Raw genomic sequence first — 11,965 nt, forward strand, 5'->3', positions numbered from 1 at the left:
CCGCTTCTCGCGCACGCGCACGTTGATGCGGATCGGGGTGCCCTCGAACCCGAACGTCTCCCGCAGCCGCCGCTCCAGGAAGCGCCGGTAACCGGCCTCCAGGAAACCGGAGGTGAACAGCACGAACGTCGGCGGCCGGGCCGCGGCCTGGGTGGCGAACAGGATGCGCGGCTGCTTGCCACCGCGCACCGGCGGCGGCGTGGCGGCCACCACCTCCTTCAGCCACGCGTTCAGCGGGCCAGTCGGTATCCGTGCGTCCCACGACGCCAGCGCCGTCTCCATCGCCGGCACCAGCTTCTGCACCGCACGCCCCGTCGTCGCCGAGATATTGACCCGCTGGGCCCACCGCAGCTGCACCAGCTCGCGGTCGATCTCCCGCTCCAACAGCTCGCGGCGATCCTCGTCGACAAGGTCCCACTTGTTGAACGCGAGCACCAGCGCCCGACCCGCCTCGATCACCATCGACAGCACCCGCTGGTCCTGTTCGGTCAGCGGCGCCGAGGCGTCGATCAGCACGACGACCACCTCGGCCGAGTCGATGGCCGAATGGGTGCGCACCGAGGCGTAGAACTCGTGTCCACTGGCTTGGCCGACCTTGCGCCGCAGGCCGGCCGTATCCACGAACCGCCACACCTTGCCGCCCAGGTCGATCAGCGAGTCGACCGGGTCCACCGTGGTCCCGGCCACGTCGTGCACCACCGAACGCTGGTCACCGGCCAGCTTGTTCAGCAACGAACTCTTGCCCACGTTGGGTTTGCCGACCAGCGCCACGCGCCGCGGGCCGCCCGGCGCCGGGGTCGCCTCGGACACCGCCGGCAGCACGGCCAGCACGTCGTCGAGCAGGTCGGCCACCCCGCGGCCGTGTATCGCGCTGACCGCATGCGGCTCCCCGAGGCCCAGCGACCACAACGCCGCAGCATCCGCCTCGTTCTTGTCGCTGTCGACCTTGTTGGCGGCCAGGAACACCGGCTTGCCCGAACGCAACAGAATCCGTGCCGCGGCTTCGTCGGCGGCGGTCGCCCCGACCGTGGCGTCGACAACCAGGATCACCGCGTCGGCGGTGCGCATGGCCACCGACGCCTGCTCGGCCACCAGCTGCTGTAAGCCCTTGGCGTCGGGTTCCCATCCCCCGGTGTCCTGCACCACGAATCGCCGTCCGGTCCACAGTGCGTCGTAGGACACGCGGTCCCGGGTCACGCCGGGAACGTCCTGCACCACCGCCTCGCGCCGGCCGAGGATCCGGTTGACCAGCGTCGACTTGCCGACATTGGGCCGACCAACCACCGCCACGACGGGCGCCGGACCCGCCTCGGTGTGCTCGTCCAGGTCGAAATCGACTGAATTCCAATCGCTTTCGTCACTCCAGGTTCCGTCCTGCGTCATCGCACCGCTCCGCTTCGCTGCTCGACCAACTCCAGCAGGTGGGCGATCACCTGCGCCTCGGTCATGTCGCTGGTGTCGACGACCACCGCGTCGGCGGCCGCGCGCAGCGGCGAGACCGGCCGAGTGGAATCCAGATGATCGCGGCGCCGCACGTCTTCCAGCACGCGCTCGTAGTTGTCGCCCAGACCCGAGGCGACGTTCTGGTCATTGCGCCGCCGGGCCCGCGTCTCGGCCGACGCGGTCAGGAAGATCTTCACCGGAGCGTCCGGCAACACCACCGTCCCGACGTCGCGGCCCTCGACAACGACGCCGCCGGGGCCCGTGGCCAGCTCCCGCTGCAGCGCGACGAGCCTCGCGCGCACGGCGGGAACCGACGACACCGCCGAGACCGCCCCGGTGACGTCAGGGCCACGGATTTCTACGGAAACATCTTCCCCGGCAAGGCAATAACTGAGCTGATCGGGGTCGGAACCGACCGACAAGTCAAGCGTGGACGCGACAGCGTCGACGGCCTGCGCGTCGGCCGGGTCCACCCCGGCCCGCAACACCGCCAGCGTCACGATCCGGTACATCGCGCCGGTGTCCAGGTAGCGGGCACCCAGGGCGCGCGCTAAACTCCTTGACACCGAAGATTTCCCGGTCCCGGCGGGGCCGTCGATGGCCACTGCGATATTCACAGGCCCACGGCTCGGTAGAGTTGCCCGACCTCGCCGCGGCTCAATGACCGGATGCTGCCCGGCCGCTGCTCCCCCAACGAGACCGGCCCGAGCTCGATACGTACCAGCGCCTCCACCGGGAAACCGGCGGTGCCCAGCAGCCGGCGCACGATGCGGTTGCGCCCTTCGTGTAACGTCAACCGCACCAGCGTTTTTCCGGGGATGGCGTCCACCACGGCGAAATCGTCGACCCGTGCCTGCCCGTCATCCAGCTCGATGCCCGCGCGCAGCCTCTTGCCCAGTCCGCGCGGCACCGAACCGGACACCGTCGCCAGGTACGTCTTGGGCACCTCGTGGGAGGGGTGCATCAAGCGGTGTGCCAGCTCGCCGTCGTTGGTGAGCAGGATCAGTCCCTCGGTGTCGGCGTCGAGACGCCCGACGTGAAACAGGTTCTTGGTGCCGCGCACCTTGCGTTCCACCAGATTGCCGATGCAGGGGCGTCCGTGATCGTCGGACATGGTCGAGTGCATGCCGCGAGGCTTGTTCAGCGCCAGGTAGACCATTGAGTCGTCGGCGACCACCCTGGCCCCGTCGACGTGGATCACCGACGCGTCGGGATCCACCCGGGTTCCCAGTTCGGTCACCACCTGCCCGTCCACCTCGACGCGCCCGTCGCGGATCAACTTCTCGGCAGCGCGCCGCGATGCAATCCCGGCCTGGGACAACACCTTTTGCAGACGTACCCCCTCGGATTCGGGCGTCATTCGTGGTCCAGTTCGAACGACAGCGCCTGCTCACTCGGAGCACCCCCGGCGAGTTTGACGAAACGCGGCTCGCTGTCCAGGGATTCGCTGAGTTCCTCGATCGTGTCGACGTCGGGAAGCAACGGTGCGATGTCGGGCAGATCGGCCAGTGACGTCAGGCCCAGCCGCTCCAAAAACAGCGCGGTGGTCGCAAAGGTCACCGCGCCGCTGCCCTCGTCGGTGCCCGCCTCGGTGATCAGGCCCCGCGCCAGCAGGGTGCGCATGACGGCGTCCACGTTGACGCCGCGGACCGCACTCACTCGTGCCCTGGTCACCGGCTGGCGGTAGGCCACGACGGCCAGCGTCTCCAGCGCGGCCCGGGTGAGCTTGGAACGCGCACCATCCAGCAGCAACTTCTCGACATACGGGGCGAAGGTGGCCCGCGTGTACATCCGCCAACCCTCGGCGGTGCGGCGCAGGTCGATCCCGCTGTCGCGCTCGGTCAGTTCCGCCGACATCTGCGCCAGCCTGGCGGCGATCCGGTGCGCGGGCTGCTGGGTGGCGGCGGCCAGTGCTTCGACCGCCACCGGGCTGTCGACCACCAGCAACAGCGCCTCGAGCACAGCGCCGAGTTCCTCGGCGTCCATGGGCGCCGCCTCGGCGATGTCGGGGATACCCGCGTCGAGATCGACGTCGGGCGCCTCGTCAGTCATTGGCGGCGCTCCTCACGACTCGTCCCGGACGTCTGCCAGGGCTTCGTCGGTCTGACGCTCCCCGGTCCACGAAATTTGAAGCACGCCAAGCGGCTCCGACTGGTCGAATGCTACCGTCCGGCTGCGATACAGTTCGAGCAGCGCCAGGAAGCGCCCGACGACCTCCATCGGCACCTGACAGTCGGCGACCAACTCCGAAAACGAGGCCCACTGGCCGCTGCCCCGCGCCTGCAGGATCGCCAGCAGTTTCTTGGCCTGCTCGGGAACCGAGACCTGCAGCTCGTGCAGATGCGCGGTGCCTACCGTCGGGGCCGGTCGCGGTGTGAACACGACTGCGGCGATCTGGGCGAACCGCTCCGCGTCGACACCGAGCATCACCTCGGGCAGCAGTTCGGAGAACCGGTCTTCCAGCGACACCGCGCGCGGATAGCTGCGCAGCGCGGTGGCTTCCAGCTCGGCGAACATCTCTGCGACGTGTTTGAACGCGCGGTACTGCAGCAGGCGCGCGAACAGCAGGTCGCGCACCTCCAGCAACGCCAGGTCCTCCTCGTCGTCGACCTGCCCCGCGGGCAGCAGCCGGGCAGCCTTCAGGTCCAGCAGGGTCGCTGCGATGACCAGGAACGCGGTGGTCTCCTCTAGGTCGAGCCGCGGACCGATCTCCCGGGTGTAGGCGATGAAGTCGTCGGTGACCTGGTGCAGCGCCACCTCGGTGACATCGAGGCGATGGGCGAAGATGAGCTGCAGCAGCAGATCGAACGGCCCCTCGAAGTTGGTCAGCCGGACCTGAAAGCCGTTCTTTGGTGCCGCCTCACCCGTGGCGCTGCCTGTCACGCGCCGAATCGGTCGATGAACTCGCGGGCCAGCGCGCGGTAGGCGATGGCACCGGTCGATTTCGGCGCCCAGGTGGTGATGGGCTCGCCGGCCACGCTGGTCTCCGGGAACCGGACGGTCCGGCTGATGACGGTGTCGAACACCAGGTCGCCGAACCGCTCCACGACACGGGCCATCACCTCGCGCGCGTTGACGGTGCGGGGGTCGTAGCGGGTGATCAGGATGCCGCTGATCTCCAGCTTCGGGTTGAGCCGGTCGCGCACCTTGTCGACGGTGTCGGTGAGCAGCGCCAGCCCGCGCAGTGAGAAGAACTCGCACTCGGTGGGGATCACCACGCCGTCCGCGCAGGCCAACCCGTTCACGGTGAGCAGGCCCAGCGACGGCTGGCAGTCGATCAGGACGTAGTCGTAGCGGTCCAGCACCGGGTGCAGCGCGCGGCCCAGGGTCTGTTCGCGGCCCACCTCGTTGACCAACTGGATCTCGGCCGCCGAAAGGTCGATGTTGCTGGGCACCAGGTCCAGGTTCTTGACCCGGGAGTGCAGCAGCACGTCATCGATCGACACCCGGGACTCGACCAGCACGTTGTGGATCGTCTTGTCCAGCTCGTAATGCGGGACCCCCAGCCCCGCCGACAGCGCGCCCTGCGGGTCCATGTCGACCAGCAGCACCCGTCTGCCGTACTCGGCGAGGGCGGCGCCCAGGTTGATCGTCGACGTGGTCTTCCCGACGCCCCCCTTCTGGTTGCACATCGCGACGACCTTGGCCGGGCCGTGCGAGGTTCGCGGCTCGGGCTCCGGGATCGCCCGCGGCGGTCGCCCGGTCAGGCCGAGTCCGACGCCGTTGTCCGGCCGATCGGTCATGGCGGGGGTGTTCGAGAGGTGAACATCGCAGGAAAGTCTAACGGCTCCGCGCGCTGACATCGGACGACCCGCAGGGCGATTTACCAGCGAATATACCCAGATACCGCAGGTTGGCACCCATTCGAGTGCGCAGATTTCACACCTGTCACACCAGCACCGCGGGATCCGCTGCGCTGAGCCGATCGGCGACGTGAACACGGACAGTCCCGCACGGGGTCGGGATCGGCGGCCGGCCGCGCGCGTGGACGCCTATCGTGAACCAATGGACCTCAGGAAACGTATGCCGCTGCTGCGCTGGTCGGTTTGGCGCATGGCCACCGGCGCCCGCAACATCACCACCACCGGCCAGATCGGTGACGGACGCGAAGCCGCCGCCGTCGACTACGTCCTGCGAAACGCCAGGGCCGGCGACATCGACGACGTGCTGGCCACCATCGACAGGTTCGCCTATGACAAGTCGATACTGATCAACGTCGGTGACGAGAAAGGGCGGATCCTCGACGCCGCCGTGCGACGCGCCGACCCCGCGTTGGCCCTCGAGCTGGGCACCTACTGCGGTTACAGCGCGCTGCGCATCGCCCGGGCCGCCCCCAAGGCCACGGTGTACTCCGTCGAACTGGCCGAGGCCAACGCCGCCAACGCCCGGCGAATCTGGCAGCATGCCGGCGTCGCGGATCGGGTGACGTGCATCGTCGGCACCATCGGCGACGGCGGGCGCACCCTGGACGCGCTAGCGAAGGATTACGGATTGACCTCGGGCACCATCGATTTCATCTTCCTCGACCATGACAAGGATGCATATGTGGACGACCTGAACAGCATCGTCGGCCGGGGCTGGCTGCACCCGGGGGCCATCGTGGTCGCAGACAACGTCAAGCTGCCGGGCGCGCCGCAATACCGCCACTACATGCGCCAACAGCAGGGAACGTTGTGGGACACCACCGAGCACAAGACGCATGCGGAATACCAGACACTGATGTCCGACCTGGTGCTGGAGTCGCAATACCTGGGCTGACCTGCCGCGAGCAGTCCCCTGCAAGCGGGAGGCGCCCCCAGCACAAGCCCCTATTTCCGGGACGACATGGGGGCTCGTGCGACTGCTCGCGCAACCTAACGCGCCCGCGGGTGGGCGCCGGCCCACACCTCGCGCAGGGCATGCACGGTCACCAGCGTGTAGATCTGCGTCGTCGTGACCGAGGCGTGACCGAGCAGCTCCTGCACGACCCGGACATCGGCGCCGCCCTCCAGCAGATGAGTGGCAAAGGAATGCCGCAGCATGTGCGGCGAAACCCCCGACGTGATGCCCGCCCGTTCGGCCGCGTCCTGCAGCACCTGCCACGCGCTCTGCCGCGACAACCGCCCGCCGCGCACGTTGAGGAAGATCGCCGGAGTGCCGCGGCCCCGCCGCGCCAGTTCCGGGCGCCCGCGCACCAGGTAGGCCTCCAGCGCCGCCACGGCGGGACGCCCCACCGGCACCAGCCGCTGTTTACCGCCCTTGCCGCGAAGCAGCACCGACCTGGCTGCGGTGTCGATGTCGTCGACGTCCAGCCCGACCGCTTCGGAGATGCGCGATCCGGTGGAGTACAACAACTCCAGCAGGGCACGGTTGCGCAGCGTCAGGGGGCCGTCGGCGGGGCTGTCGCCGCCGGCGCCCTCCAGTAGCGCCAGCACCTCGTCGACCGTGAGGCTCTTGGGGAGTCGGCGCGATGGAGTCGGCGGCCGCACCGCCTGCGCCACGTTCAGTTCGGCAAGCCCTTCGGCGGCGGCAAACCGGTGCAGGCCGCGCACCGCGATCAACGCCCGGGCCGCCGACACCGCCGACAGCGCCGCGGTCCCGGCTTCGGGGTCGCCGCGGCGCAACGCCACCAAGAAGTCGCTGACGTCGTTCTCACCCACTTTCGCCAGATCGTGAATTCCCCGCTCCGCCAAGTGCTTCGAATAGCGTCGTAGGTCGCGGCGATAGGAGCTGAGGGTATTGGCCGAAACACCCCGCTCGATCGTCAGGTGATCGAAGTAGCCTTGCAGTTGCGACTCCAGCGCCGCCGTCGCCACTAGCGGTCCCTTCGGGCGGTGAACGCCGTCGGCCTGTCGGTCCAGGGGCTGTCGATCGGACGTGGCGTGGCGAATCCGCCGGCGACGGCGTGGGCGGCCAACAGTCCCGCCACGGCAATCGCGTTGACGATTTCGCCGCCGAACACCTTGCGGACGGCGTCGGTGAGGGGGAACCACTGCAACTGCATGTCGGCCTCTTCGTGATGGGCCTCGGGCCGGTCCACCTGGCTCAACCCGGTGGCGAGGTAGACGCGCACGGATTCGTCGCTGAAGCCCGGGGTGGAATCGAGGTCCACAAGCACGCGCCACGTGTCGGCCTGCAGGCCGGCCTCCTCCCACAGTTCGCGGGCGGCCGTCAGGTGCGGCGCCTCCCCCATGACGTCGAGCAACCCCGCCGGCAACTCCCACAGTCGTCGGCCCAATGCGTGCCGGTACTGGTAGACCAACGCGACGTTGCGCCTGTCGTCCAGCGCCACCACAGCCACCGCGCCGAAGTGCTCGACGACCTCCCTGGTCACGACTTTGTCGCCCGGCATCCGCACCTCGTCGCGTCGCAGCGCGAAAATCTTTCCCGTGTAGAGGGTTTCGGACGACGTTGTCTCGAAAACGTGCTCAGCCACGGGACGCGGGCTGGGGAAGCGGACGTTGCGCACCGTCGTGATGGCTCCCGTTGGGCGCGTGTTCGGAGATGTCCATCGGCAGCAGCTCACCCGCTTTGTAGTCGATGGCCGCACCGACGAACGCGACAAACAGCGGGTGCGGGCGGGTCGGTCGGCTCTTCAGCTCGGGATGGGCCTGGGTGCCGACGAGGAACGGATGCACCTCCGGCGGATATTCGACGAACTCCACCAGGTGGCCATCGGGCGAGGTACCCGAAAAACGCAGACCGCTCTGTGCAATCCGGTCGCGATAGGCGTTGTTGACCTCGTAGCGATGCCGGTGCCGCTCGGAGACCTGAGTGGTGCCGTAGGCCTCGGCCACGAGAGAACCCGGTTCCAGCACCGCCGGATATGCACCCAGGCGCATGGTGCCGCCCAGGTCCGCCTCTCCGGCGACGATGTCGAGCTGGTCGGCCATCGTGGAGATCACGGGATCGGGTGTGCCCGGCTCGAATTCGGCGGAATCCGCCCCGCTGATACCGACAGAGCGGGCGGCTTCGATCACGATGCACTGCAAGCCCAGACACAGCCCCAGCACCGGAAGACCGCGCGTGCGGGCATGGCGGATCGCCCCGATCTTGCCCTCGATGCCGCGGATGCCGAACCCGCCGGGGACCAACACTGCGTGCACGTCGGCCAGCGCGTGCGCGGCACCGGCGGGGGTCTCGCACTCGTCGGACGCCACCCAGTCCATCTCGACCTTCGCGTGGTGTTTGAACCCACCGGCGCGCAGTGCCTCGGTGACCGACAGGTACGCGTCGGAGAGCTCGACATACTTGCCCACCAGAGCGATTCGCACGGTGTCGTGCGGTTCGTGCACTCTGCGCAGCAGGTCGTCCCACTCGGTCCAGTCGACATCGCGGAACGGCAGATTGAGCCTGCGCACCACGAACGCGTCGAGTTCCTCGCGGTGCAACACCTTCGGGATGTCGTAGATCGACGGCGCGTCGGGGGTCGAGATCACCCCGTCGATGTCGACGTCGCACATCAGTGCGATCTTGTTCTTCAGCGCTTCCGGGACGTCGCGGTCGCAGCGCAGGATCAGCGCGTCGGGCGTGATGCCGATGCTGCGCAACGCGGCCACCGAATGCTGGGTCGGCTTGGTCTTCAACTCTCCCGAGGGGGCCAGGTAGGGCACCAGCGAAACGTGCAGGAAGAACACGTTCTCCCGCCCGAGGTCGTGGCGGACCTGCCGAACCGCCTCGAGGAATGGCAGTGACTCGATGTCACCCACCGTGCCGCCGATCTCGGTGATGACGACGTCCGGGCGGTGTCCGTCGGCGCCGGGCTTGGCCATCGCCAGGATGCGCCGCTTGATCTCGTCGGTGATGTGCGGGATCACCTGCACGGTGTCGCCGAGATATTCGCCGCGCCGCTCCTTGGCGATCACACTCGAATAGACCTGCCCGGTCGTGACATTCGCCGAGCCGGACAGGTCGCGGTCCAAGAACCGCTCGTAGTGGCCGACATCGAGGTCGGTTTCGGCGCCGTCCTCGGTGACGAAGACCTCGCCGTGCTGGAACGGGTTCATCGTGCCCGGGTCGACGTTGAGGTAAGGGTCGAGCTTCTGCATCATCACGTGCAATCCGCGGGCGGTGAGCAACTGGCCCAGGCTGCTCGCAGTCAAGCCCTTGCCGAGCGAGGAGGCGACGCCACCGCTGACGAAGAGGTGCTTCGTGGCGGTTTGCGGATGCTTACGCAAGAGGCGACCTCCGTGAAGACGGGCAGGGCTTAGGGATTTCCAGCTTCGACTAGATGGGCCTGCCGACCCACGGAAACCCACCCTAACACCCGGCACCCCGCGGTGCCGCGAACACGCCCGAGGGGACGTGCCTACTGAGGAACGGTGACCGAGGTTGCCCCATGGCCGGTACCGTACTGCCCCACGTGGCCGCCGTTGATCAGGTCGTGCAGGCCCAGGATCGCCGTGATCCTCCCCGGTGCGGTGTCCACGTCGTCGACGGTACTGACCACCGACGACATGGCGGAGTCGGCGCGGGTCACGGCGACCGCAGCTCCGCCCGTCGCCGACCCGTCGCGACCGGCGAGCAGCGTACCCGAACCGTGCGGTGCCAGCGCCGCGGAGAACCGCGCCACGCTGACCCCCTGATTGCCGGCGTCCTGCGGAAGCGCGCCGCCGGTCACCACGAGCGCCGCGTTTGCCGCCCCGAGGTGATCGGCCGGCTGATAGGTGATGAATCCGGTGTCCCGCAGCGACGCCAGCACGGCGTCGCGCTCGGGGTCCTGAACTTGTTGGACGTCCGGGTTGGCGTTGATCAACAGCGCGATGCCCAGCAGGTCGCCGGCTTGTGAGCCCTGGTCGACGAGCTTGGTGCTCAATTGCTGGCCGGCGGGCAGGACCGAGGAGTGCACCACCGTCGCCAGCTTCTCGGCGGAGTTGGCGTCGACGAACTCCTGGGTCAGCGACACCGTACCGGTGACCGCACCCCCGGACTGGCCGACGAACTTCGACACGGCCGCCACGTCGTCATCCTTGGCATCCGGGGTCCGGAACACCACCACCGACTTCCCGCCCAGTACGTCGCGTACGATCCGTCCGGCCAGTTGAGCATCGAAAGCATTGGCCGCGACGAGCTTTTGGGTCAGCGCATTCTTCTGGTCGTTGAGTCCACTTATCTGTGTGTACAGATCGCGCTTCTCGTCACGCAGGCTGGACAACAGGGTGTCGGACAAAAAGCCCGAACCCAGCACCACACCGACGGCCAGCGCCAGGAATACCGCGGCCAGCGAGAGCGCGTGTTGGCGCAACGAGATCATCTAGGTCATCCACTTCTGCACCATGAGAATCAGGTGGTTCCAGTACTCGGCGATCCAGTGCAGCACCACGGCGTCGGTGCGCGACACCCACAGGGCGACGACGATGGCGATCAGCATCGTGAGCGCCAGCAGCGCGATGGCGCCTCCGGAGATGTTGTGTCGGTACAGGGTGGCAACGGCTTTGGCGTCCACCACCTTCTCCCCCACCCGTAGCCTGGTCAGGAAGGTCGACGGGTTGCTCTGCGCGCGCGTCCGGTCGAAGAACGTCTCGATGTTGGCGGTGTGGCCCGCCGTCACCAGCAGCGCGGCGCCGTGGTGATCGGCCAGCAGCAGCGCCAGATCGACCGCCGAGCCCGCCGCCGGGAAGGTCATCGCCCCCACGCCGAGGTCCTGGATCCGTTCCAGACCGGGCGCGTGACCGTCGGCGTCGGCGGGCAGCACGACCTGCGCACCGCACTTGAGGGCCTCGGCGCCGATGTGGTCGGGATCCCCGACGATGAGCTGCGGACGATAGCCGGCCTTGCGCAAGACATCCGCGCCGCTGCCGACACCGATGAGCACCGGCTGATACTCCTTGATGAACGGCTTGAGCGAGCGCAGGTCGTCTTCGGCGCTGGGCTCGTCGGCGACGATCACCACGTGGCGGCGGCGCAGGTCGACGTCGACGTCGGGGATGCCGATACCGTCGATGAGCAACGGGCTCTCGCTCTTGATGAACTCGATCGTGTTGCCGGCGAACGCCTCCAAATGCGCCGCCAGACCGCTCTTGGCCTCCCGCATCAGTTCGGCGATGTCGTGGTCGGTGCGTTCGGTCCCGCGGACCAGCCGACGGTCGCCCGTGTACACCCCGCCTTCGTACAGGCGGATCTTGGCGCCGTCCTTGACCTTCTTGAAGATGTCCGGGCCGGTGTCGTCGATCAGGGTGACCCCGTTGTTGACGAGCACCTCAGGCCCCATGTTCGGGTAGCGGCCCGACACCGAGGGCGATGCGTTCACGACCGCGGCGATGTCGGCTTCCACCAGGGCGTCGGCGGTGATGCGGTCCAGATCCAGAATGTCGAGCACCACGATGTCGCCGGGGCACACCCGGCGCAGCAAGCGGTCGATGTTCCGGTCGACCCGGGCGGTGCCGGTCAGGCCCGGACGGGACGTATTACGCGAGAGCAGCCCTGACATCTTCATGGGCCGATTCTGTCGGCGAAGCACTGCCGGAGCGTGGAGGCGCGCCGTAACATCAGCACCATTAGTCAACTAGAGTCACAACTGTCACAGGCTGATGACGAGCGGGCA

Annotated in this window: 12 protein-coding genes; 1 reads left to right on the forward strand and 11 read right to left on the reverse strand. The window is 68.0% G+C overall.

The annotated features are described in order from the left end of the window. The 6 genes from der to AC2VOK_RS17435 form a co-directional block, all read right to left on the reverse strand. Positions 1 to 1,383 (reverse strand): ribosome biogenesis GTPase Der (gene der, locus AC2VOK_RS17410; protein WP_428901600.1); only part of this gene is annotated, 1,383 nt, incomplete at its 3' end. Beyond that, a complete protein-coding gene (gene cmk, locus AC2VOK_RS17415; RefSeq protein WP_428901601.1) occupies positions 1,380 to 2,060 on the reverse strand; it encodes a (d)CMP kinase in 681 nt (226 codons plus the stop codon). The genes cmk and der, both read right to left, overlap by 4 nt. Next, positions 2,057 to 2,803: a pseudouridine synthase gene (locus AC2VOK_RS17420; protein WP_428901602.1), complete on the reverse strand. Its 747-nt coding sequence runs from the start codon at positions 2,801 to 2,803 to the stop codon at positions 2,057 to 2,059. Before AC2VOK_RS17420 ends, cmk begins: the two co-directional genes overlap by 4 nt. Continuing rightward, positions 2,800 to 3,495 carry an SMC-Scp complex subunit ScpB gene (gene scpB, locus AC2VOK_RS17425; RefSeq protein ID WP_428901603.1) on the reverse strand — a complete coding sequence of 232 codons (696 nt, stop codon included), beginning with the start codon at positions 3,493 to 3,495 and terminating at the stop codon, positions 2,800 to 2,802. Before scpB ends, AC2VOK_RS17420 begins: the two co-directional genes overlap by 4 nt. A gap of 12 nt (positions 3,496 to 3,507) precedes the next feature. Next, positions 3,508 to 4,335, reverse strand: coding sequence for a segregation/condensation protein A (locus AC2VOK_RS17430; protein ID WP_421529263.1), 828 nt, complete (start codon positions 4,333 to 4,335; stop codon positions 3,508 to 3,510). Further along, positions 4,323 to 5,186, reverse strand: a complete 864-nt coding sequence (locus tag AC2VOK_RS17435; protein ID WP_343708216.1) for a ParA family protein — start codon at positions 5,184 to 5,186, stop codon at positions 4,323 to 4,325. Before AC2VOK_RS17435 ends, AC2VOK_RS17430 begins: the two co-directional genes overlap by 13 nt. A 262-nt stretch (positions 5,187 to 5,448) precedes the next feature. Here AC2VOK_RS17435 and AC2VOK_RS17440 point away from each other — a divergent pair, with 262 nt between their 5' ends. Then, entirely contained in the window at positions 5,449 to 6,201 is a 753-nt protein-coding gene (locus AC2VOK_RS17440) for an O-methyltransferase (RefSeq protein WP_343708217.1), read from the forward strand. A 95-nt stretch (positions 6,202 to 6,296) separates the two neighbouring features. On the opposite strand, the gene xerD is transcribed toward AC2VOK_RS17440, so the two are convergent. The 5 genes from xerD to steA all read right to left on the reverse strand — a co-directional run bounded on the left by xerD (position 6,297) and on the right by steA (position 11,857). Beyond that, the gene (gene xerD / locus AC2VOK_RS17445) at positions 6,297 to 7,238 is read right to left on the reverse strand and encodes a site-specific tyrosine recombinase XerD (RefSeq protein WP_343708218.1); all 942 of its coding nucleotides are present in this window, start codon (positions 7,236 to 7,238) and stop codon (positions 6,297 to 6,299) included. Beyond that, positions 7,238 to 7,858 carry an NUDIX domain-containing protein gene (locus AC2VOK_RS17450; protein WP_343708219.1) on the reverse strand — a complete coding sequence of 207 codons (621 nt, stop codon included), beginning with the start codon at positions 7,856 to 7,858 and terminating at the stop codon, positions 7,238 to 7,240. The genes xerD and AC2VOK_RS17450 overlap by 1 nt, the downstream gene beginning before the upstream one ends. Next, the gene (gene pyrG / locus AC2VOK_RS17455; protein ID WP_343708220.1) at positions 7,851 to 9,599 is read right to left on the reverse strand and encodes a CTP synthase; all 1,749 of its coding nucleotides are present in this window, start codon (positions 9,597 to 9,599) and stop codon (positions 7,851 to 7,853) included. Before pyrG ends, AC2VOK_RS17450 begins: the two co-directional genes overlap by 8 nt. A 131-nt stretch (positions 9,600 to 9,730) precedes the next feature. Continuing rightward, positions 9,731 to 10,675 carry a copper transporter gene (locus AC2VOK_RS17460; protein WP_343708221.1) on the reverse strand — a complete coding sequence of 315 codons (945 nt, stop codon included), beginning with the start codon at positions 10,673 to 10,675 and terminating at the stop codon, positions 9,731 to 9,733. After that, positions 10,676 to 11,857: a putative cytokinetic ring protein SteA gene (gene steA, locus AC2VOK_RS17465; protein WP_343708222.1), complete on the reverse strand. Its 1,182-nt coding sequence runs from the start codon at positions 11,855 to 11,857 to the stop codon at positions 10,676 to 10,678. Between the last annotated feature and the right edge of the window lie 108 nt (positions 11,858 to 11,965).

The organism is Mycobacterium sp. TH-M116, assembly GCF_057473685.1.

What these genes read in the sequence shown, in the direction of transcription:
- AC2VOK_RS17420 (WP_428901602.1), bottom strand. Translation starts at nt 2,803, where the DNA reads ATGACGCCCGAATCCGAGGGGGTACGTCTGCAAAAGGTGTTGTCCCAG.
- scpB (WP_428901603.1), bottom strand. Translation starts at nt 3,495, where the DNA reads ATGACTGACGAGGCGCCCGACGTCGATCTCGACGCGGGTATCCCCGAC.
- AC2VOK_RS17435 (WP_343708216.1), bottom strand. Translation starts at nt 5,186, where the DNA reads ATGACCGATCGGCCGGACAACGGCGTCGGACTCGGCCTGACCGGGCGA.
- AC2VOK_RS17440 (WP_343708217.1), top strand. Translation starts at nt 5,449, where the DNA reads ATGGACCTCAGGAAACGTATGCCGCTGCTGCGCTGGTCGGTTTGGCGC.
- AC2VOK_RS17460 (WP_343708221.1), bottom strand. Translation starts at nt 10,675, where the DNA reads ATGATCTCGTTGCGCCAACACGCGCTCTCGCTGGCCGCGGTATTCCTG.
- steA (WP_343708222.1), bottom strand. Translation starts at nt 11,857, where the DNA reads ATGAAGATGTCAGGGCTGCTCTCGCGTAATACGTCCCGTCCGGGCCTG.